The organism is Leptolyngbya sp. 'hensonii' (assembly GCF_001939115.1).
Taxonomy (GTDB): Bacteria; Cyanobacteriota; Cyanobacteriia.
Genome location: NZ_MQTZ01000044.1, coordinates 212,556 through 233,168, shown reverse-complemented (window position 1 = coordinate 233,168; position 20,613 = coordinate 212,556). Strand labels below are relative to the sequence as shown.

Annotated in this window: 17 protein-coding genes; 8 read left to right on the top strand and 9 right to left on the bottom strand. The window is 51.9% G+C overall.

Features of this window, described 5'->3' with window-relative positions; all coding sequences use genetic code 11:
• Nucleotides 1-162 precede the first annotated feature (162 nt).
• Both BST81_RS17915 and recJ read left to right on the top strand, forming a co-directional pair.
• Nucleotides 163-588 carry a hypothetical protein gene (locus BST81_RS17915; RefSeq protein ID WP_075599865.1) on the top strand — a complete coding sequence of 142 codons (426 nt, stop codon included), beginning with the start codon at nucleotides 163-165 and terminating at the stop codon, nucleotides 586-588.
• A 68-nt stretch (nucleotides 589-656) separates the two neighbouring features.
• The gene (gene recJ / locus BST81_RS17910; RefSeq protein WP_075599864.1) at nucleotides 657-2,786 is read left to right on the top strand and encodes a single-stranded-DNA-specific exonuclease RecJ; all 2,130 of its coding nucleotides are present in this window, start codon (nucleotides 657-659) and stop codon (nucleotides 2,784-2,786) included.
• Between the two features lie 128 nt (nucleotides 2,787-2,914).
• On the opposite strand, the gene BST81_RS17905 is transcribed toward recJ, so the two are convergent.
• Entirely contained in the window at nucleotides 2,915-3,067 is a 153-nt protein-coding gene (locus BST81_RS17905) for a photosystem II reaction center protein Ycf12 (protein ID WP_075599863.1), read from the bottom strand.
• 144 nt (nucleotides 3,068-3,211) lie between these two features.
• Between BST81_RS17905 and BST81_RS17900 the strand changes: the two genes are divergently transcribed.
• From BST81_RS17900 to BST81_RS17890, 3 genes are all read left to right on the top strand, one after another.
• Nucleotides 3,212-3,574 (top strand): YkgJ family cysteine cluster protein, encoded by a 363-nt coding sequence (locus tag BST81_RS17900; RefSeq protein ID WP_075599862.1) that lies wholly within the window; start codon nucleotides 3,212-3,214, stop codon nucleotides 3,572-3,574.
• 101 nt (nucleotides 3,575-3,675) lie between these two features.
• The gene (locus tag BST81_RS17895) at nucleotides 3,676-4,086 is read left to right on the top strand and encodes a TMEM165/GDT1 family protein (RefSeq protein ID WP_083636928.1); all 411 of its coding nucleotides are present in this window, start codon (nucleotides 3,676-3,678) and stop codon (nucleotides 4,084-4,086) included.
• Between the two features lie 71 nt (nucleotides 4,087-4,157).
• Nucleotides 4,158-4,442 carry a TMEM165/GDT1 family protein gene (locus BST81_RS17890; protein ID WP_075599861.1) on the top strand — a complete coding sequence of 95 codons (285 nt, stop codon included), beginning with the start codon at nucleotides 4,158-4,160 and terminating at the stop codon, nucleotides 4,440-4,442.
• Nucleotides 4,443-4,518: 76 nt separating this feature from the next.
• Here the strand turns inward: BST81_RS17890 and BST81_RS17885 are convergent, their stop codons facing one another.
• The 3 genes from BST81_RS17885 to aroB all read right to left on the bottom strand — a co-directional run bounded on the left by BST81_RS17885 (nucleotide 4,519) and on the right by aroB (nucleotide 7,868).
• Nucleotides 4,519-4,974, bottom strand: coding sequence for a hypothetical protein (locus BST81_RS17885; RefSeq protein WP_216351380.1), 456 nt, complete (start codon nucleotides 4,972-4,974; stop codon nucleotides 4,519-4,521).
• A gap of 202 nt (nucleotides 4,975-5,176) precedes the next feature.
• A complete protein-coding gene (locus tag BST81_RS17880; protein ID WP_075599860.1) occupies nucleotides 5,177-6,625 on the bottom strand; it encodes a hypothetical protein in 1,449 nt (482 codons plus the stop codon).
• Nucleotides 6,626-6,761: 136 nt separating this feature from the next.
• Entirely contained in the window at nucleotides 6,762-7,868 is a 1,107-nt protein-coding gene (gene aroB, locus BST81_RS17875; RefSeq protein ID WP_075599859.1) for a 3-dehydroquinate synthase, read from the bottom strand.
• A gap of 121 nt (nucleotides 7,869-7,989) precedes the next feature.
• Here aroB and BST81_RS17870 point away from each other — a divergent pair, with 121 nt between their 5' ends.
• From BST81_RS17870 to BST81_RS17860, 3 genes are all read left to right on the top strand, one after another.
• On the top strand, nucleotides 7,990-8,085 hold the full coding sequence (locus BST81_RS17870; RefSeq protein WP_075599858.1) for a cytochrome b6-f complex subunit PetL: 96 nt from the start codon (nucleotides 7,990-7,992) through the stop codon (nucleotides 8,083-8,085).
• A gap of 860 nt (nucleotides 8,086-8,945) precedes the next feature.
• Complete coding sequence (locus tag BST81_RS17865; RefSeq protein WP_075599857.1) at nucleotides 8,946-10,925, top strand: AAA-like domain-containing protein; 1,980 nt, start codon at nucleotides 8,946-8,948, stop codon at nucleotides 10,923-10,925.
• Nucleotides 10,926-10,986: 61 nt separating this feature from the next.
• The gene (locus BST81_RS17860; RefSeq protein WP_075599856.1) at nucleotides 10,987-14,514 is read left to right on the top strand and encodes an AAA-like domain-containing protein; all 3,528 of its coding nucleotides are present in this window, start codon (nucleotides 10,987-10,989) and stop codon (nucleotides 14,512-14,514) included.
• Here BST81_RS17860 and BST81_RS17855 read toward each other — a convergent pair.
• From BST81_RS17855 to BST81_RS28905, 5 genes are all read right to left on the bottom strand, one after another.
• A complete protein-coding gene (locus BST81_RS17855; RefSeq protein ID WP_075599855.1) occupies nucleotides 14,496-16,403 on the bottom strand; it encodes a GTPase in 1,908 nt (635 codons plus the stop codon). The two genes, BST81_RS17860 and BST81_RS17855, sit on opposite strands and share 19 nt — an antisense overlap.
• 97 nt (nucleotides 16,404-16,500) lie before the next feature.
• Nucleotides 16,501-17,493 carry a PHB depolymerase family esterase gene (locus BST81_RS17850; protein ID WP_075599854.1) on the bottom strand — a complete coding sequence of 331 codons (993 nt, stop codon included), beginning with the start codon at nucleotides 17,491-17,493 and terminating at the stop codon, nucleotides 16,501-16,503.
• 44 nt (nucleotides 17,494-17,537) lie between these two features.
• Nucleotides 17,538-19,142, bottom strand: coding sequence for a circadian clock protein KaiC (gene kaiC, locus BST81_RS17845; RefSeq protein ID WP_075599853.1), 1,605 nt, complete (start codon nucleotides 19,140-19,142; stop codon nucleotides 17,538-17,540).
• 59 nt (nucleotides 19,143-19,201) lie between these two features.
• Nucleotides 19,202-19,516 carry a circadian clock protein KaiB gene (kaiB, locus tag BST81_RS17840; protein ID WP_075599852.1) on the bottom strand — a complete coding sequence of 105 codons (315 nt, stop codon included), beginning with the start codon at nucleotides 19,514-19,516 and terminating at the stop codon, nucleotides 19,202-19,204.
• Between the two features lie 19 nt (nucleotides 19,517-19,535).
• Nucleotides 19,536-20,504 (bottom strand): circadian clock protein KaiA, encoded by a 969-nt coding sequence (locus BST81_RS28905; protein WP_075599851.1) that lies wholly within the window; start codon nucleotides 20,502-20,504, stop codon nucleotides 19,536-19,538.
• Nucleotides 20,505-20,613 lie beyond the last annotated feature (109 nt).

Genomic DNA, 20,613 nt, shown 5'->3' with positions numbered 1-20,613 from the left:
CCTTGTTTTTAATTACACAGCATTTTGCCAGGACAGTCAAAACTACGTAGAAAAAACTTTTTTTCTTATACGTAAGTAAAGGTTCTTACTTATATACCCTGACATGTTCCTCTGTATCAGGGTAAAACAGAATTATTCCTCAAGGCTTGCAGGAGATGTTTTATGTTGAATCGTCTGGGAATTGCACTACTCACGACCGGCTTGTTACTCAGTCAGAGTGGGTCGGTGGAACCTCTGCTGGCAGGCACCTGCGCATCTTCCTGTGGGCCTAAACCCATTCAGTTTGTGCCGGGACAACCGGTCGCCCTGGAGGTGGTGAACCGGACCTCCAGTATTGTATTGATCCAGCGGGTTCAGGGGAGTGACCCAATTCCACTGCAGCCCGGTCAGATTTTGCAGTTCGATCGCTGGGGGGGCACCCAACCGAATATCTCGGTGGTCTTCTGGGATCAGACCTCCCTACCGTTGCTGGCCCGCATTGCTCAACCCACACCCCGAAAACTGCGGGTCGAAATCCTGCCGGGGGGGCGTCCCCCCGGCGATCGCTCAGTTTATCTACGAGATGACGGACGGGTTTCCGTCTTTTAAGCGCTGGCTTTTCCAAAGGTCAACCTGATACAATCCCCCATAAACCAAGCTTTAGAACGATTGTATCAGTGTTAGACTCCAGCTTTTCCAGCGCCTCTGCCCCTCCTTCCCGATCTACACCCTCCAGGCGACGGCCAACCCGCCTCCCCGATCAGCGCTGGCAATTTGCCCCCGCTCGCCCAGCGGTGGCGGATGCGATCGCCCAGGCTACGGGCCTGTCTCCACTCCTGACCCAGGTCTTATTAAACCGGGGACTGGAGAGTATGACAGCAGTCCAATCCTTTCTTGACCCAGAAACTCAAGCGCTGCCCTCGCCCCAGTCGGAATTTCCCGATCTGACCATCAGCCTGGAATTACTTCAGGATGCCATTTTGAGCCAGGAGAAAATCGCGATTTGTGGGGACTATGATGCGGATGGTATGACCAGCACCGCCCTGTTGTTACGGGCGCTCCGGGCTCTCGGAGCAGAGGTAGATTACGCCATTCCCAGCCGGATGCAAGAAGGCTATGGCATCAACCGACGGATTGTGGAGGAATTTCATCAAGAGGGCGTTCGGCTGATCCTGACCGTGGACAACGGCATTACGGCAGTCGAGCCGATCGCCTGGGCCCGCAACCTGGGACTGGAAGTGATCATCACAGACCACCATGACCTGCCGCCGGAGTTACCCCCGGCCAGTGCCATTCTGAATCCAAAGCTGATTGACCCCTCTTCTCCCTATCGGGGGCTGGCAGGTGTTGGCGTAGCCTATATTTTGGCCGTGGCCCTAGCCCAGCAGATGGAGCGAGAGGCTACCCTGGCCGATGTTCTGCTAGAACTGTTCACCCTGGGGACGATCGCAGACCTTGCTCCCCTGACTGGGGTCAATCGCCGCTGGGTAAGGCGCGGATTGAAGTTGCTGCCCCACTCTCAGCTGACGGGGGTGCAAGCGCTGATCCAGGTCACGGGTCTGAGCAGTAAGCAGGCCCTGCAACCGGACGCAATCGGCTTTGGCCTTGGTCCCCGGATTAATGCCGTGGGTCGCCTCGCCGATCCACAAATTGTGATCGAGTTACTCACCACCGACCATGTTGGGATGGCCCTGGAACGGGCCATGCAATGTGAGCAGATCAACCAGGAACGCCAAAAGCTGTGCCAGGAGATCGAGCAGGCGGCGATTGCCCTCTACGAAAATAGTCCGATCGACCTGCGGGCCGATCGGGTGCTGGTGCTGGTTCAGTCGGGCTGGCATCACGGGGTGATCGGGATTGTAGCGTCCCGCCTAGTGGAACGCTATGGCGTGCCCGTATTCATCGGCACCTATGAGGACGAGGCCGAGCAACACATCCGGGGCTCTGCTCGGGGCATCCCGGAATTCCATGTCTTCGAGGCGCTGGAAGCCTGCCGTGATCTGCTCGGCAAATTTGGGGGACACAAAGCAGCCGGTGGGTTTTCCCTGCCCGCAGCTAACCTGGACCTCTTCCGGCTGCGCCTCAGCACCCACGCCCATACCTGCCTGCAGCCAGAACACCTGAAACCCCTACTGCAGATTGATGCCCAGGCCCGGTTTGAGCAGCTCCACCTGAGCCTGTACAACCAGGTGGAAGCCCTCCATCCCTGTGGGATTGAGAACCCGGAGCCCATCTTCTGGACTGGGGATGTGCGCGTTCTGGAACAACGGACGATCGGCAAGGAGCAGGCCCATCTGAAACTCCGCCTCTCCCAAGCCACCGAGAATGGCCTGCCCCCCACCCCGTTTTCCGCAATCGCGTGGCGCTGGGGAGAATATTGCCCGGTGCCCGATCGGGTAGACGTGGCCTACAAGCTCCGGGTCAATGATTGGAATGGGGAGCAGACCCTGGAAATGGAACTGGTTGGCATCCGCCCGGCCCAACCCCATCCCGCATCAATATCCAACCGGGCTGAATTCGAGCATAATCAGCGGCAATATTCCTGCGGCCTGTATCAGGACGAATCAGCCCCCGAACTCCGGATTCGCAACCCAGAAGGGAAAGTGCTGGCCGTGGTGCCAGGACAGACGATCGGACTCCTGGGCCAAAATCGTCAGGAGGCCCGCGAGGTTGACCTGACCCAGCCCCATTTTGACACCTTGATCCGGGCAGCCCTGGCAGCGCTAAATGTCCCCTTGGAGGAGTTTGGCCCCAGGGGAGATCACCATTCTGAGTCAGCCCTTGATCCAGCCATAAAAGAGGGGTGAATCGTTCTTCACCCCTGCAATCATTGCAAGTTAAAATTGCAAATTACTATAAAAATTTTTCCAGCTCTGATCTGGCTTTCTGACTGAGCATGCCAGATGGGTTACTGGAGAATTAGTCCAGGATGGGCTTACAGATCGCCGCCCCGAATTGCCAGAACAAAAATTACAGCTGGGCCTGCCAGCATAATCAGAGCAACAAACAGGAGTTGAAAGATAGCGTCCCAATTGATAGCGGCAAAAATACCAAAAATGCTTCCAAAAACATCAAAAATAGCTTCCATTTTTCCTCCTGAAGTATTCTGTAACGAATATAAGATTTTGATCTCAATAGCTGTTGTAGATCTTACCGGGCTGTGTTGCACAAATAAGAGAAGTTAACAAAATTCAAAAATCTTCAAAAAGTTTCATTACTAACGAGGTTTTCCATGCCAACCTGGCGTTGTGTGCAGCATTGTGGGGCTTGCTGTCATCTGGAACCGGACGATCGCCCCGATCTAGACCAATACCTGACGCCACCAGAATTGGAACTCTACCTGAGCCTGGTTGGGGAAGGGGGCTGGTGTATTCACTACGACCACAGCACCCGCCATTGTCGTATCTATGCCGACCGTCCCCGCTTCTGCCGGGTGCAGGCGGATGTGTTTCAGGATCTGTATGGAATTGAGGCTTCCGAGGTGAATGACTTTGCGATCGACTGCTGTCAGGAGCAGATTGCTGGGGTTTATGGCCATGAGAGCCCAGAGATGGATCGGTTTGATACGGCCATCCAGTCACTGGAGAAGTCCTAGACTGGCCAAACGATGACGCAGGAGAGCAGAAAATCAATTCGCCCAGAAAGATCACCCTTGGATACTTTTCCAGCTTTCTGGCATAGAATAATGAAAGAAATATGAAATTGCACCAGGGCATGGTACAGCTAACCTCATCACCCGATTCGCTTCAACCGTCCACCAGCCAGATCGCCCCCCAATCTGTTGCTCCTCTGGTTGAGCCAGAATCATCCGAACCAGCTTCTACCTGGGTGGGGTTAAAAGTGTTTACCTCTACTTTTGTGACTATTTTTCTGGCGGAACTGGGAGACAAAACCCAGATTACAACGTTGTTGATGAGTGCTGAATCCCATCAACCTTGGCTCGTCTTTTTGGGGGCAGGAACAGCCCTGGTCACCGCCAGTTTGTTTGGGGTTTTGCTGGGTCAGTGGATTGCCTCTCGACTCTCCCCCAGAACCCTGGAAACGACTGCCGGTATTGTCCTCCTCCTGGTGTCCCTGCTCCTGCTGGGAGACGTAGTTCGGGGATAGGGGGAGATGGAATAGGATGAGGTCGTTGAGACGCGATTTATCGTGTCTGTATCTAAGAGGGAGGCTAGGCCATGAATTGGGATTTGATTGGGTTGAGTTTTATTACCGTTTTTTTGGCAGAACTGGGAGATAAAAGCCAGTTGGCGGCAATCGCCCTTGGGGGAAGCTCTAAGGCCCCCCGTGCGGTCTTTCTGGGCACTGCGACTGCCTTGCTCCTAGCCAGTTTAATTGGAGTCCTGATCGGCCAGGGGGCAGCACAGCTCTTACCCACGCGACTGGTAAAGGGGATTGCAGCAATCGGCTTTGCCGTGATGGCGATTCGTTTGCTCTGGCCTAAGGCAGAAGCAGAATCATAAAAAGCCCCCCAAATGGGGGGCTCATCGCACCTGTTCAGCGAAAAGGATCCGAATCTGCTCAGGACGACCCAGCCGATCAGACTCGGTTGCGGCAACAAAGACCCAGCAACAGGGAGGCTCCAGCCAGCTTGAGCATCTCTAAAGCCCAATACTCTCCATGCAACTGATTCATCTCTGCAGGGATGGAAGTAGCCGTGTCAAACAAGTTGAGCTGCATCCCTAAAGCACTCATGTGGGGAGTTAGAAGATAGGTATAGATGAGGGCAATACTCAGCAAGACTGAGCCGATAAAAACTCCCACAAAGCCTTTGCGACTAAAAACCGTTTGCCGTCCTCTCAGGACGAGCAACCCGGTCAGCGCCACTGCAGCACAAACCAATTCCATGCGATTAAATAACCAGAAGAGGGAATAACTGGCTCCTGCAAATCCAGGTTGGCTCATCATTCCAGATAGATAAAGACTGGGCATGACCAGCAGATCCAGCAGCAAGCTGGTGCTGATCCAGAAGGCCAGGGCAAAAATAGTCAGCATCTGCCATGGAAACGGCCTGGACTCAGTTTCCGTATTTGCAGATGAAGGAAATGGGGTATGCATAAAGATGAATGAGCTCTGATTCATGTCTACCTTCAAGCTTATCGAAAGTTTTTTGAGATAAACATGAATAAATTCAACAGCTTTGCAAACAGAAACTTTACTTGTTTTTATGAACTTGTTTAAAGTAAAAATTGCAGTTCTATAACTTTTCTGTCAGCCGAAGTTCGATGATTCCAACTGCCGGAGCAAGCAGCAAAAATAACAGAACCAGAAGCGGAATTCCGGTTGCGACAGCACTTTGAACCGCAGTCCAACTGAGTAGGGTATAGCAGCAACTGGCCGCAAAGCAAAAAGTTAAGGCCATGACTGTAAATCGGCAGGCTGTCATACAAACAGCGGCGATCGGCAGCAGAATCGAGCTATACCAGGGCATCAGCCATGGGGTCGCCAGGAGCAATAGCAGCAACGTTGTCCAGCCGATTTCTAAGAACACCTCTGATTCAAAACCTTCCGGTTTAAACCCGATTTTCCAGAGGGCGATTACCGCATAAATTCCTACCAATATGAGCATGGATAGACTAAACCCTGAAAGAATCCAGAGCCGGGTTGTTGCGGTGATTGAACCTCCACCATTGAGGGTCCAGTTGAGAAGAGCATAGAGAGAATTCATGGACTTTCCAGAAACCCCTGGATTCAGTAAACTGGTCCATTCTTCTGCTGTCGGCAAAATGGTTTTTTGCAAGGCTCCGATCGCCGCCACAATCAGCAGCATCCCGGTCAGGAGACTACGCCATTGCCCCTTTCTCATTAGAAATACAGTGGCCAGAGGGAACCAGAGAATCGGCAGGGTTTTGGTGAGAAATCCCAGCCAGAGTAATAACAAACCGGCAGTATAGCGCCCCTGTTTAAAGCAGAGCATGAATCCCAACAGGGTCGTCGCCATTAAGACATCAATATGGGCAATACTGATCTGCTCAAACAGGAGGAGCGGATGCAGGAGGTAAGCAGTTGTAACTGCCGATCGCAAGGGTGAGGAGGCCAGTAATTGCCAGATCAAAAAAGCATTCAGGAGATGAAACATGAGGCAGAATCCCTTCAGGCTATAAATCGCCAGCAATGGGCTGATTTTGGTCAAACCTGCGGCCAGGGCAAAGACTCCGATCGCCAGAGGACCGTAGGTGGAGGTTTGTTCCCAGCGCAAAAAGGGAGAAAACTCAGACATAAAGCTACTGGCACTGACCATGAACGGATTGATGCCCTGTGAAGCCATCAAGCCATAATGCAAATAGAGATAGATATCACTACCAATGGGATAGATAGCAACAGCCAGGATTAAAAAGGGAAGGGCCATGCTCAAGCAGGCCGTAAAGGAACCAGAGGCAACAGATTCAGGTGAGTCAGTTTTCCCATCAGGCAGTAGGGCAGGCTGAGATCGGCGATGCTGTCGCCCGTTCCAGATCCAGAGGAGATAGATCAGGTTCAGGGCCAGATAGAACAGGCTGATTCTCAAGCGGGTCGCAGCGTCTAATGAAATCGATTGTTCTGCGCCAGCCTGGATAGCAAAGAATTTCCCAAAACCGGCATGGATGAGATCCATACTCAGTAAAGAGGCTATGAGCAGGGCCATCAGTCTTGCAATGAAGTTCATGCCTGGATTGCTTGCGGTTCAAGCCCCAAAAAAGAAGGGCATTACCAAATTAGGGGATTCCAGGCGAAAAAGCTGTTTTTTCGAGTCAGATTCGGGTAGAAATTTCGGAGCCATAGCTTTGTCCTGAGGCAGCAACTCAGGCAGGATTTTGAGCCCTGGAGATCACCTGCCTGACCTGATCGGACCCCACCTGGTCGGCCACGATCGCCGCCCCAATCTGGGTGGGCAGCACAAATCGGACCTGCCCTGCTTTCACTTTCTTGTCCGTCTGAAGGGCTGCAAGAATGGCATCTGGGTCCAGATCCGGTGGAATTTGCGTCGGCAGCCCCGCCTTGTGAATCAGAGCCAGTTGGCGATTCGCGGCGTCCCGATCCCACAGACCCATCTCCACGGCTAGGTCTCCAACCGCCACCATGCCTATGGCTACCGCTTCCCCATGATTAAGGGTGCGGTAGCCAGTCAAACTTTCGATCGCATGGCCGATCGTGTGGCCATAGTTCAAAATGGCCCGCAGGTCATTTTCCTTTTCATCCTTGCTAACAATATGGGCTTTAGCCTGACAGGATCGGGTCAGAATCTCCTGTAAGAGTTCTGGGCTCAGGTAACGGGCCTGGTCCAGCCTTGGAGTTTGTTCTAACTGTTTGAATAAGCCCCCGTCCCAGATCACGCCATACTTGATCACCTCGGCCATTCCAGCCCGAAATTCTCGTGCGGGAAGGGTTTGGAGCACCTGGGGATCAATCAGGACCAACCGGGGTTGATGAAAGGCTCCAATCAAATTTTTGCCCTGGGGGTGGTTGACCCCTGTCTTGCCCCCAATCGCCGCATCGACCATGGCTAATAAGGAGGTCGGAACCTGGACAAAGTTGATGCCCCGCAGCCAGGTCGCCGCTGCAAACCCGGTCATGTCTCCAATAATGCCCCCCCCCAGAGCGACCAGGGTTGAGGAACGTTCCAGGCGATTCTCCAGGGCAGCATCATAGATTTTCTGGATTGAGTTCAGGGTTTTGTAGCGTTCCCCTGCCGGTAGGATACAGGAATTAACTGCAAACCCTGCCTGTTGTAAGGCTCCGATCGCCCGCTCTCCATAGTGGCGAAAGATGACTGGATTCGAAGCCAGCAGCACTTTTTCCCCCAGTTTTAAATCGGCCATCCGGGTGCCCAGTTCCTCCAGCCCACCGGATGCAATCACAATCTCGTAGGGATTTTGGAGTAAATCGACAGAAATAATAGTGGAGTTCATGGATTGTCAATGCGATCGTGGGCTGTATTTTACCGCAGGACAGACTGCAATAGCTGGTCTGATCTGGGGGGGTACCAGCCCGCTATAATTTTCTGTATGAAATAATCATGGAGAAAGATTAATGAGCGGCGCTATCTCTTACCTGTTCCTTCTGGGCACTGCTTATGCCCTCGCTCTGGGTCTATTTTTTGGCCTGAGAGCGACCAAGATTATCTAGCTTGAGCGTAACCCTTAGACCCCTTTGGGTCTCAAGCAGGGGCCAGGAGGCAGCCAGAAAATAGGGTTGGCCTCCTGCTTCCTCAAAATCCTTTCAATCAGGGGCCACTCTAGAACCGAACGCTTGCCAGGATGTTGGCAAAGCCCTCCTTGGCCATGATGGCAGGAAATCTCTTCCACCTGCTTCTGAGGTCGAGATTTTGGCGTTGCTGAATCACGATATGATTTGCCCGATCTGAACGTGAGCGAGACGCTCCCACTCCCTATCAATGCAAAACTCTAGGAGTATGAGCATCTTGTTCACGCTCCTGATTCATTCCTTCATTCAGCAACGCCGAAATTTTTATTGTCTAAAGAAAGTTCAAAAAAGGTAGCTGGGCAAAACAGCCTCCCCTATGATGGAGATGGTTTCGAGTAGAAAAAGCCACAAATCACAATTTCTGTCTCGTTCAAAGAAACAGTAACAGGGTAGCTGTGATTCTGAATCTCTATCCTCTTTCCGTTTTTCTTTGGTTAAGAGGACTGCGCTTGGTTGACTGACAAAACTCCTGGAACCCTGGAAATCTCGTAGGTTGGATTTCGTTCCTCAACCCAACGTAAAAGCCTTGACAATGTTGGGTTTCGCTCTGCTCCACCCAACCTACTAGCGCGGCAAGTCTAAGTTGTCAGGTCAAACGTCTCTAAAACGCTGGAACTGTCTCGTGATTAAACCAACAGTTTAAGCTTGCCATGCTACTACAGGAAAAGTTTTGTCAGTCAATCAGGAACTGCACTCTGAAGAAGTCTCTCTGACCCATAGGACAGGGCGTATTAGAGAGTAGAAATAACCGGAAATAGGCAGCTATTTCTAAGGTGAATATCATGAATAATCTGATTCAAGGGTTGCAGAATGGTCATATTTTGCAGCCTGGCGATACGTTGAAAGGTCGTTATGAAGTGATTCGCCAGATTGGCGGTGGCGGCTTTGGACAGACCTTCCTAGCGATAGACCATGATTTGCCCAGTCAGCCTATTGTGGTCGTCAAGCAGCTCAAACCCAAGCAGAATAATCCAGCAAATTTGGAAATTGCCAGACGTTTATTCGATCGGGAGGCTTGTATTCTGGATCAGCTCGGTCAAGCCCATGATCAGATTCCTGAATTACTGGCTTACTTTGAGCAAAACGGAGAATTTTATCTGGTTCAGGATTATATAGAGGGGCAAACTCTGGAACAGGAATTGCAGGCTGAGCAGAAAATGCCTCAGTATAGGGCAACTGAGCTATTGCATGACATTTTGCAGGTGCTTGCTTTTGTGCATGACCAGGGTGTCATTCATCGAGATATTAAACCAGCAAATTTAATTCGCCGTAGAGCCGATCAAAAGATTGTGTTAATCGACTTTGGAGCGGTTAAAGAAGTTCGCCAGCAAGGGGATGACAATAACAAAAATGACCTCACCGTATCGATAGAGTCTCGTGGTTATACCCCCCCTGAACAATTAGAAGGGCACCCCAATCCCAGCAGCGATGTGTATGCGGTCGGCATGTTAATCATCCAGGCCCTCACGGGGCTGGCCCCGACCCAACTGCCCAGAGATCCCATCATGCGGGAATGCAGTTTCTCCTCTCTGAGCCAGGATTTTTCCATCAACTTTGGTCTGCTTGAGATCCTCAACAAGATGATCAGGAGAAATGACTATCAGCGCTATCAAAATGCCAGAGAAGCGCTGGAAGCAGTGCAACGGTTGATGAATGAGTCTAGCTATCCTACCCGTGTATCCTGCCCGTCGGATACAGGGAGAGAGCTGAGAACTACCTCTACGGGAGAGTCCCCCTGTAAGGCCGATCCCTGCGAACCCACGCCATCAGATTCGCCCTTATACATTGATCAACCGATCGAAATCGCCTGTTGTCAGGAAATCAGCAGACAGGCCGGATTTGTTCGGATCAAAGGTCCACTGGATACGGGTAAAACCACCCTGATGGGGCGGATTATCCACTATGCCGAGCGGCAGGGCTATCAGGTGATTGCCCTGTCCCTCTCCCTGTTTGATGACAGTGCCCATACAGACCTGAACCAGTTTTTGCGGCAGTTTTGCTTCTGCCTGGGGGATGAATTTGAGATCGCGTCTGAGAGCATTGATGAATCCTGGAATGAGAAACGATTCTCTCCCCTGATCAATTGCAAGCGGTTCTTCGAGAAGTTTTTGCTCCCCACCTGCGATCGTCCCCTGGTCCTGGGTCTGGATGATGTGGATGAAATCTTTCCCAATCATCGGGTGGCGAAGGAGTTTCTCAAGTTTCTGCGGACCTGTCATGAAGATGCCAAGACGAAAAAGCTCTGGTCCCATTTAAGGCTGATCATGGCCTACTCCACGGATGTGTATATTGTCATGGACACCACATCCTCCCCGTTTAATGTGGGGTTGGAAGTTGCCCTACCAGAATTTACGACAGCTCAGGTGATCCAATTAGCAGCGCGTCATGGTTTACTCCTGGCCACCGATCAGATTACCCAGGTAATGGACATGACGGGTGGACATCCCTACCTCGTGCGCGTACTGCTCCATCATCTGGCCTGCCGCAAAGCACCGCTGACAGATCTGCTCAAACATGCACCGACAGAATCGGGGATTTATGGCGATCATCTGAGGCGGCATTTGCACAATTTGAAAGAACATCCTGAGCTGTCCACAGCGATTCAAGCTGTGATGACTCAAACTGAACCCGTTCGGTTAGACCCCGAACTGGCCTTTAAGCTCAATGGCCTGGGCCTGATCCATCTGCAGGGGAATGAAGTGGTTTCCCGTTGCGAACTCTACCGTCAATACTTTCTGGATCGCTTACTCAAACCAACCTGAACTGAACCAGTGAACTGGCGTTGGGTTGGTAGTCCTTTCATGATTTTGAAGGGTATGACCTATGACTCTTTCCCTTCCTTCACGTAATCCTTCATCTGTTGAATACCGGGTAGGCGGCAGCTTACTGGCCCATGACCCCACCTATGTGACCCGGCAGGCAGATAGGAAGTTGTATGAGGCCATCAGAGCAGGGGAGTTTTGCTATGTCTTTAACTCTCGCCAGATGGGTAAATCCAGCGTGCGCGTGCAGGTAATGCAGCGTTTACAGGCAGAGGGATTTGTCTGTGCCGCGATCGATTTAAGTGGTATTGGTTGCCAGGGTGTGACGCCTGAGCAATGGTATGCCTCAGTTATTTATGATTTAGTCAGCAGTTTTAATCTCAATGAAAAGGTTGATATTGATGCTTGGTTGGAACAAAAATCTGTGAGCTTATGTAAGCTCCTGGAAGACTTTTTTGAGTCAATTCTACTCAAAGAAATTCTGCAACCTGTGGTTATCTTCCTGGATGAAATCGATAGTATTTTAAGCCTGGATAATTTTCCTAGAGATGACTTTTTTGCCCTGATTCGAGCCTGCTATAACAAACGTCCCGATCATCTTACGTTCCGCCGCTTGACCTTTGTATTGATTGGGGTGGCCAATCCTGCCGATTTAATGGCAGACAAAGGCAGAAGTCCTTTTAATATTGGGCAGGAAATCGATCTAGTGGGATTTACCCTGGAAGAGGTCCAACAACCGCTGGGGATTGGGTTGCTGGATAATACCTCTCACCCGGAGCAGGTCTTACAGGAAATTTTAAAGTGGACGGGGGGGCAACCCTTTCTGACACAAAAAATATGTCGCTTAATTCAGGCCTCAGATTGTCAGATTCCAGAGGGTAAGGAGGCTCCCTGGATCGAGAAATTTATCTATGAAAACATTATTCAGAACTGGGAAGCTCAGGATATTCCAGAACACTTAAAAACCATACGCGATCGCATTATGCGAGATTCGCCTAACAATCCGAATCCTCGCAAAGCGCGCATTTTAGGGTTGTATCAACAAGTTCTGATGCAAGGGGAAATCCAGGCTCAGGAAAGCATCGAAGAAATTGACCTGCGTCTATCAGGGCTGATTTCAAAAACAGGCAGTACCTTGCATCTGCGTAATCCCATTTATCAAATCATTTTTGATCAGAAATGGGTTGAAAAAGAGCTGGCTAATCTCCGTCCCCATGACTATGAAATCATGCTCAAGGGGTGGTTGGCGGCTCAAGGGCAGGACAAACAATTCCTGTTACAGGGAGAGGCGCTGCATCGGGCGAAAGCCTGGGCCGAGGGCAAGAATTTAACCGATATTGACTATCAATTTCTGGCCGCCAGTCAGGAGCTAGAAAATCAAAGAGTTGAAGCTCATTTAAAAGCGGAACAATTGGCCAGAGCGACGGAGAAAGTGGCCAGTTTGAAACAGCTCTTGAGGGTTTCGATCGTCTCCGGGTGTATTCTGGCTCTCCTCAGCGTGCTGGCAGTGACGTTTGCCTGGAGGGCAGAGTTGGAACGGAAAAAGGCAGAACTCAGTGAGAGTGAGGTGATTACGGCTTATGCCCAGGCTTTGCTGGCGTCCCATAAAGACTTCGAGGCCCTGCTCACCAGTTTGCGAGGGGTGGGCAAGCTACAAAAGCTGAACCATTCTTTGGGGGCCGCCTGGTTGTTGGACAAGCCTTTCCAGCAAAAGCTGCAAACTCAGGCCAATCAGGTTTTAGCCGAGGCATTCTACAAGATTCGAGAACGGAATCGTTTAGAAGGTCACCAAGGCACCATCTTTGCGGTCAGCTTTAGTCCGGATGGCAGCAGGCTGGCGACGGCCAGTAGCGATCGTACCGTGCGGCTCTGGACAGCCCAGGGGCAGATGATCAGAATCCTGAGCGGGCACAGGGCCGAGGTCCGGAGTGTCAGCTTTAGCCCGGATGGTCAAACCCTGATCACAGCCAGCTTTGATGGGACAGCCAAGCTCTGGACCCGATCGGGGCGGGAACTGTTCACCCTGACCGGGCATCGGGATAAAATTCATAGTGCCTGTTTCAGTCCGGATGGTCAAACTCTGGCAACGGCGAGTGAGGATGGAACAGTCAAATTATGGAATTTGCAGGGCCAACTGCTGAGGACATTGGTGGGGCATCAGGGACCGGTGTTGGAAGTCAGGTTTAGCCCGGATGGTAGAACTCTAGCCACCGCCAGCTACGATCGAACCGCCAAACTATGGACTTTCGAGGGGCGGGAACTGCAAACCCTTAAAGGCCATCTGGATGGTGTCAACAGTGTGGACTTCAGTCCAGATGGGCAGACGATCGCGACCAGTAGCGGTAGCCTGGATAAAAGTATTCGCCTCTGGACTCTGGCTGGACGCCCCCTAAAAACCTTGTCTGGTCATCAGGCCAGTGTGATGAGGGTGCGCTTCAGTCCAGATGGGCGGACCCTGCTTTCGGCTGGTTCTGATAATCAGGTCAAGCTGTGGAGTTGGGATGGCCAATATCTGGAAACCCTGGATGGCCATGAGAATTGGGTTTGGGATGCGGAGTTCAGCCCGGATGGCCAGACGATCGCCACCGCCAGTGTAGACGGCACAGTGAAACTCTGGTCTCCCCAGGTCAGGAGTTTTCTGCGCCATGAACCCCTGGCGAGTGATGTCAGTTTCAGTCCGGATGGCCGCCTGCTGGCCACGGCTGGTACAGATAAAATAGTTCAACTCTGGAGCCTGAATCCCTTGCAATATCAGGCATCCCTGGTTGGACATGAGGACTCGGTGGCGGCGGTGACCTTCAGTCCGGATGGGCAGACGATCGCTACCGCCAGTTATGATGGCACGGCCCGCCTCTGGACCCTGCAGGGTCAGCTGCTGGTGAAGTTGATCGGTCATCAGAATCTGGTGCTGGATGTGGCGTTTAGTCCGAATGGGCAAATCCTTGCCACAGCCAGTCGCGATAAAACCGTGAAGTTGTGGACGCGCAGGGGGCAGTTAATAACCACTCTGACCGGGCATACGGAAGATGCCCGCAAGGTTCGGTTTAGTCCCGATGGCCAGACGCTGGTGACGATCGGTTGGGATGAGACGATCCGGATCTGGACTTTGCAGGGGCGGCAACTGGCGGTGGCCAAAGGACATGTCGGTTGGATGATGGATCTGGCGATCAGCCCTCAAGGAACCCTCTTTGCCACTGCCGGTATGGATAATACAGCCCGTCTGTGGAGTATGGCGGGAAAAGAACTGCGAACCATTCCCGCATCCCGAAAAAAATTGTTTGATGTGGAGTTCAGCCCGGATGGTCAAATCCTGGCGACTGGGGGAGCCGATCGGGTGATCCGACTGTGGAGCCTAGCCGGGCAGGAACTCCGCACCCTCCCGGGTCATGATGGCGCGGTGATGAGTCTCAAATTCAGTCCGGATGGCCAAAAATTAATTTCATCGGATAATACAGGCCGAATTATTGTCTGGAACCTGCGGTGGAGCCCAAATGAAGTCTTGCGGGAGAGTTGTAATTGGGTGCAAAGTTACTTAGAGAGTCATCCCATGGATGAAGTGAAGGATGTGAATCAACTTTGTCGGAGGTAATCTTCGAAACGGGCTTGCAGTTGCCCTACTGTGAGCTGTTGGGTCCAGTATTCAACCAGGGCATGGCCAAAAGCCCAGGCATTGCGATCGGGGGGTTCCGGATTTTCTAGCAACAGGGGCCAGAGGCTAAGCAGGTCAAAGCTGCCAGGATTCGAACCGTCGGGACTGAGCAGGGAGAACAGGTCATAGGCCATCTGGAGTTTGCCAATCACGATCGGCAATTGTTCCATCGGAATTTGTTCGGCCAGCAGATAGGCCAAACTGGGAGAACCCGTGATCAGGGTAGACAGGAACTGTAGCACCGGACTCTTCAGAAAGGCGGTTAATCCCTGGGTCGTGGTCATCTGAAAGGTATAGTGATCAATGATTTGGGCGGCTGCGATCGCTCGGGCTTCCCGATCGCGGAGAAAGCGAGCCAACCGAATCTGTCTGGCCGGATCCATGACCTCTATCAGAGTCGCAGCCAGGACATCGTCCCCCCAAGCAATTCGTCCCGTCGTTCCATCGGCTGCAACCAGAGGTAGCACCCGATCGCACCAATCCCCCAACTGTTGAATTCGATACTGGGTGGCTTCCCGGATGGCCACTTCCTTCGGTCGATCGCCCCACTGCCAGTCGTAGGGAGGCTGCCACTCCCGCATGGGCCGCAGCCGATCAACCTGAGTCACAATCACGATCGTGGGCAAATCGGCAACTTGCGCTCGGAGTTTTTGCAAGAAGTCGATATCCATCTGTAGAGCGGGATCTAGAGCTGGTGTGGCCAGCAGAAGTACATCAGCCTGGGTGAGATGGTCCAACACCTGCTCTTGGAGGTCGGGGCGGTTTAGGGGCTGATAGCCTGGTGTATCCCACAGGACCAGTTCTTGGCCGCTACTCACCTGCCAGCGGTAACTCTGAATTTGATCAGTGTTGGGTAGCACATCTACAGCAGCTTGTTCTGACTGAAACAGGGTATTGATCAGGCTGCTTTTGCCCGCGCCCGTGCGCCCAACCAGCAAAATCTGAACGGGTTGCGGCCCGATCTCATCCGATGGCTCTGCCTGGGCCAGGATCGTTTGTAAGGTCTGGGTTTTGGCTGGCGGTGGAGCAGGTGAGGCCAAACTAGGGGGCAGGGTGGTGCCACTGTAAAGCCCGATCGCCTGCCGACATAGATTCCGCAGGGCGGCTTCCCGCAGAAGCTGGCTGAGGTTGACCAGAAGCTGCTGATTGGCCTGGTTGCCCGATCGTTGGCTGACCTGACGAGCCAAGGCTGCCGCTGGATTCAAGAGCCACTGAGCCCAATTCCAGACCTGCCAGAGTTTGCGGGCAGAGGGTTCCAACTGGCGATAGACCTCGTAGGTCTGGACAGCCTGCCCAAGGGTAACTTGATTCAGAACGGGAGACAACTTGTGCAGCCACTGAGCCAGATCATCGACTGTGCCCCGTAGCAGTGTGGCAGCCTGGGGCACGTAGATATTGAGCAGGGGATATTTGACTTCTGGATGGTAGAGATGGGCGATTTCTCTAACCAGATACTGACAGCGTTGCCAGAAAGTGGGCCAGTCTTCCCAGATCGGAAGATCAGCCTGGGCTGAAACCAGGAGATGGTGGAGAATAGCTTCGGCCTGGCGGGTCGGGTCGCTGTCTGGGAGCAGGGCGGTCTTGTCAGCCCTGGAGACTTCCAGTTCCTGGTTGACTTCAGCCACGACGGCTTCAACCTGGGTGATCAGGGGACGGGTCCAATGGACGAGTAACCAGCGCCAGCCGACAAACACCAGGATCAATAAAGCCCAGATCCAGCTCAGGCCCCAGGCCTGAATCTGAATTCCGGCAGCGATCAGGACGAAGGAGATGATGCTGACGATCGGCAGGGCCAGCACCATCCATTGCCAGAACTTGAGTCGGACCATAATTCCCCTCCCGGCTGCATAGATATGGTGATCAGGGCAACGATCGAGCAGCAGCACCCCCTATGGCCATCTTATCGGCCCGGTGATGCCCGCTCATTTACAGCCCGATTCCCAGAGAGGCCCTGATCTGTTTTTTCGGATGGCGGCGGAAAAATTCCCAGATCAGGTCTGTGGCATCGATCGCATTCGAGCTTTTCCCAATTGTGCGCTCTGGCAGGTAATTGCGCCCCCCCGGCCAGACATGCCCCATCCCCTCAACGGTGTAAAACAGGGCTTCTGCATCAGCGGTACAGGGCCGGAAGGCTCTGCCCTTGACCCCATCGCGATCGTAAATGATCTGGGGCTCTGCTGGACATTGCAGGAGCTGCGCCCAGGTTTTCCAACTGTCAATTGCAGCAGGCCGGGTGATGGTCTGGCCCGATCGGGTCACTTGCCCCCCAGTCATCGGGTTGATTGGGTCAGCAGTACCAAACAGCAGGAGCAGGGAAACCGGTCGCTGCAATGGCTGGGGCTGGACCAGCAGGGTATTGGAGACAGGGGCGATGGCAGCGATCCGATCGGACAACTCCAGGCCAACACGAAAGGTCATGGCTGCCCCATTGGAAAACCCTGTGACATAAATGCGGTTTTCATCCACCCAACCTGTTGCCAGGAGGTGGTCGATCAGGGCTCGCATAAAGCCAACATCATCAACCTGACGGACGGCGGCTGGTGTTTCTTTCGGACCACTATTCCAGGAACGGGGGTTTCTCAAGAAGCTTTCACGCTGACCAGGCTGCTTGAGAACCCCTTCTGGACCCACCACCAGAAAGCCCTCACGCTCAGACTTTTCAATCCATTTGCCCTGCTCCAAACCATTACGGCCATTCCCGCCAAAGCCATGGAGGACAATCACCAAGGGCAACCGAGTCTTATCGTCATAGCGGGGGGGTAGGTGAATCCGGTAGGTGCGTTTCAGATTCCCAACCGACAGGATCCCGTTAGTCGTGCCCGATCGCAACACAGGCTTTGCCTCAGCACAGGCAACGAATCCGGGGAGCACAATAGCCCCAATCATGCCATTGATCATACTGCTGGTGAGTTTGCCCATAAGGATCTCCAAGTTTTAGATTGGAAGTCTGCATCAGTGGGCTCCTAGGATGGGTTGATCCCTTCTTGAGAGATCCCCTTTAGAGTCTCCCCATCCTCACCAATTTTCTCCTGCACCCCTTTGACAATCCGGGATAGCTCTGTCTTTTCACTGACCGTAACCCGGGTGGGGGAACCACTGATAATCCCCTCGAAGTTCCGGAAGGAGTCTTTGATTTCCGGTCCATCCTCGCTGATAGTGTATTCCCGAATGGCTTTGTCATGCCAGGATCCCCGCATCTTGAAGACGTTGATGGCTCGAGACATCTCGCCTCGAATCTCAACGTACTGCAGCATCAGGATGGTGTCCGTGATGGTGGAGATGTGGGAGTCCGTGATTGAGTTGGACCCCATAAATTGGTCCGTCGTGTTGGTGAAGAAGCCCGTAATCTCCTCCTGTTTAGCGAAGCCGGTAACCCCGATGACAAACTGACGGAAGGCATTGTTACTCACCCCGCGCGCCAGAGCTGACAGGGAGTCGATCGCAATCCTGGAGGGTTTGAACTCAGCGATTTCCGACTTGATAATCTGGAGGTGATCTTCCAGACCAGCAGATTCCGGATAGGTACAGAGAATTTTCAGCAGGCCCTTTTGTTCCATCTCCTCAAAATCAATGCCCCAGGAGTAGGCATTGCGGGAGAGTTGGGCTCGGGATTCTTCATAGGCAAATAGAATAGCTCGATCGCCCCGGAGGCAAGCATCCTGGATAAATTTGCTGACCAGGAGAGTTTTGCCAGTCCCGGTTGCGCCGGTGGCCAGGATGATCGAATCTTTGAAGAAACCACCGCCACACATTTCGTCCAGGGTTTTGACCCCAGAGGACACCCGTACATTGGACGATCGCTGGGTCAGCCGCATCGCCCCCAGCGGAAAGATATTGACCCCCTGGTTGGTAATGGTGAAAGGATATTCCCCTTTCATATGGGTGGTGCCCCGCAATTTGAGGATTTCGATCGTGCGCCGCCGCCGTTCGCCTTCCAGGACATTACGAACAATCACTACGTTATCAGAGACAAATTCTTCCACCCCAAAGCGGGCCACTGGACCATATTCCTCCACCCGCTCCGTGGTCATGATCGTGGTCGCCCCGACCTGCTTCAGACGAGCCACCAGACGGAAGATCTCCCGCCGCACCACTGAGGCTGCATCATACTGCTGAAACACCGCCGTGACCGAATCAATCGAGACCCGTCTCGCCTTATATTTCCGAATGGCATATTGAATCCGCTCAATCAAAGCAGATAGGTCAAAATTACCCACCACATCCTGGCCTTCTGGATCTGGAGAGGCATCCAGAATGAACAGCTTGCCGTCATCAATCAGACTTTGCAGATCCCAGCCAAAGCTATAGGCATTCTTGATGATGTCGGTAGGGGATTCCTCGAATGTGACGAAGATACCAGGTTCATCAAAATTGACAATACCATTGTAGAGAAACTGGACTGCCACCAGAGTTTTTCCAGTGCCAGAGGTGCCACTGAGCAGGGTCGTTCTACCCACCGGTAGACCCCCATGACTGATATCGTCAAATCCCTCAATCAGGGTCCGAATTTTTTGGATTCCGGTTAATTGGGGTTCTTCTTTTTTCTTAGGTTGACTATCCTGATTCATAAATTCGCTAGGAACAAGGTTTACTCAGTCTCCTGCTTGGTATTGTCTAAACGGGTGTATTAACTGCGTGGTTCATCCTCTCGGAGTTCATCATATAAAAGGTCTAGACCAATCAGGACTTTTTCTCGATCGGATAAATCACCAATAATTCTACGGACTGGAGGCGGCAAAATCTTAGCGAGGGTTGGGGTGGCTAGAATTTTATCTTCCTCAGCCAGTTGTGGATTCTTCAAAACATCAATTACCTTGAGTGCATACACGCCCTGAAACTCATTCTCTAGGATTTCGTTGAGAGTCTTTAAAGCCCGCACAGAGTTAGGTGTATTTCCCGCAACATAGAGCTTGAGAATGTACGTTTTTTTTGAAGGACTCATAGTAGAAAATACTTAAAAGTTAACTTTCCCTGGGAATAGAGCGACGGTACATCTCACACAGGTGAGCAATTATATCAATCAAAGTCAATCGATAATCCAGTAGAATTTCCTCACTTCTTCCTTCTAATCTCAATTGCTTGGAAAATTCATCCATGATCTCCATGTGCGTTTCAACAATTTGCGACACAGAAATATCAGTAAAAAATGCAGTATTTACAAAAGCATCGATCTCCTGGTTAAGCTGGGTTGGATCCTTAGTGAAATAGCTAAGAATAATCTCTTTGTAATCCAACTTCAATTGATCTAGAAATTCTTGTTTCTCTTCCGGAGACAAATTGCGAAAGAAAATTTCAGGATTTCTCTTGTAATACACACCCAGATACCCTAATCGCTCCTTTAGTTTTTGGGCTAAACGCTGGTGTTGCGGCATGAGAGATGGTGAACTTGTGGGTTGAGAAGAGGCTTCAGAAGGAACAGGAAGATGAAATGCATCAACACTGGGGAGAATCTGCAAAAACTGGGTAATAGCCCGGTGGAGAAAATCAGAAATTTGATCAAGGCAATTCGCTGGCACGTAGATCACAGCCGCATGACTTGCAAATACTGATTCAGACGGCTCTTTACTGAATTCCTGAGCCCGTTTTTCAAGCGCGTTTTCTGCAGGATCGTCAAGAGATCGGCTAGGCTGAACATCAGGATTGTCGGCTGAGTTGGCAAGTTGCTTTTGAGCCGTGTTCAGCGCTTCCACCAGGACAACCGTCGGCAATAGAATCTGGAGAGCGCTCAACTGGGCTAGGACCTGAGCCACAACTTCTCGACCTTCCAGGATCAAACAATCTACCTGACCCCGTTGTTCAATAAAATCAAGCAGTTCTCTCTGACTTCGAAAAGAAGTGATGGAATGCGAATCTTGACCCAAGTTCTGCAACAGTGATTGAGCCAATTTATCGGAACTAATGAGTGTACAAATACAAAGTTGGGGCTGCAAAATCTCTAAAATGTCCTCTATCCAGGCATTAATTTTCTGGGTGATTATACGGAGATATTCAAGTTAATTTAACAATCATGCCCATATCTCCTCAAACATTAATTGTAGT

What these genes read in the sequence shown, in the direction of transcription:
- BST81_RS17880 (WP_075599860.1), bottom strand. Translation starts at nt 6,625, where the DNA reads ATGAACTTCATTGCAAGACTGATGGCCCTGCTCATAGCCTCTTTACTG.
- BST81_RS17890 (WP_075599861.1), top strand. Translation starts at nt 4,158, where the DNA reads ATGAATTGGGATTTGATTGGGTTGAGTTTTATTACCGTTTTTTTGGCA.
- BST81_RS17905 (WP_075599863.1), bottom strand. Translation starts at nt 3,067, where the DNA reads ATGGAAGCTATTTTTGATGTTTTTGGAAGCATTTTTGGTATTTTTGCC.
- BST81_RS17895 (WP_083636928.1), top strand. Translation starts at nt 3,676, where the DNA reads ATGAAATTGCACCAGGGCATGGTACAGCTAACCTCATCACCCGATTCG.
- BST81_RS17915 (WP_075599865.1), top strand. Translation starts at nt 163, where the DNA reads ATGTTGAATCGTCTGGGAATTGCACTACTCACGACCGGCTTGTTACTC.
- BST81_RS17900 (WP_075599862.1), top strand. Translation starts at nt 3,212, where the DNA reads ATGCCAACCTGGCGTTGTGTGCAGCATTGTGGGGCTTGCTGTCATCTG.
- BST81_RS17865 (WP_075599857.1), top strand. Translation starts at nt 8,946, where the DNA reads ATGAATAATCTGATTCAAGGGTTGCAGAATGGTCATATTTTGCAGCCT.
- BST81_RS17885 (WP_216351380.1), bottom strand. Translation starts at nt 4,974, where the DNA reads ATGCTGACTATTTTTGCCCTGGCCTTCTGGATCAGCACCAGCTTGCTG.
- kaiB (WP_075599852.1), bottom strand. Translation starts at nt 19,516, where the DNA reads ATGAGTCCTTCAAAAAAAACGTACATTCTCAAGCTCTATGTTGCGGGA.
- BST81_RS17870 (WP_075599858.1), top strand. Translation starts at nt 7,990, where the DNA reads ATGAGCGGCGCTATCTCTTACCTGTTCCTTCTGGGCACTGCTTATGCC.
- aroB (WP_075599859.1), bottom strand. Translation starts at nt 7,868, where the DNA reads ATGAACTCCACTATTATTTCTGTCGATTTACTCCAAAATCCCTACGAG.
- BST81_RS17855 (WP_075599855.1), bottom strand. Translation starts at nt 16,403, where the DNA reads ATGGTCCGACTCAAGTTCTGGCAATGGATGGTGCTGGCCCTGCCGATC.
- kaiC (WP_075599853.1), bottom strand. Translation starts at nt 19,142, where the DNA reads ATGAATCAGGATAGTCAACCTAAGAAAAAAGAAGAACCCCAATTAACC.
- BST81_RS17860 (WP_075599856.1), top strand. Translation starts at nt 10,987, where the DNA reads ATGACTCTTTCCCTTCCTTCACGTAATCCTTCATCTGTTGAATACCGG.
- BST81_RS17850 (WP_075599854.1), bottom strand. Translation starts at nt 17,493, where the DNA reads ATGGGCAAACTCACCAGCAGTATGATCAATGGCATGATTGGGGCTATT.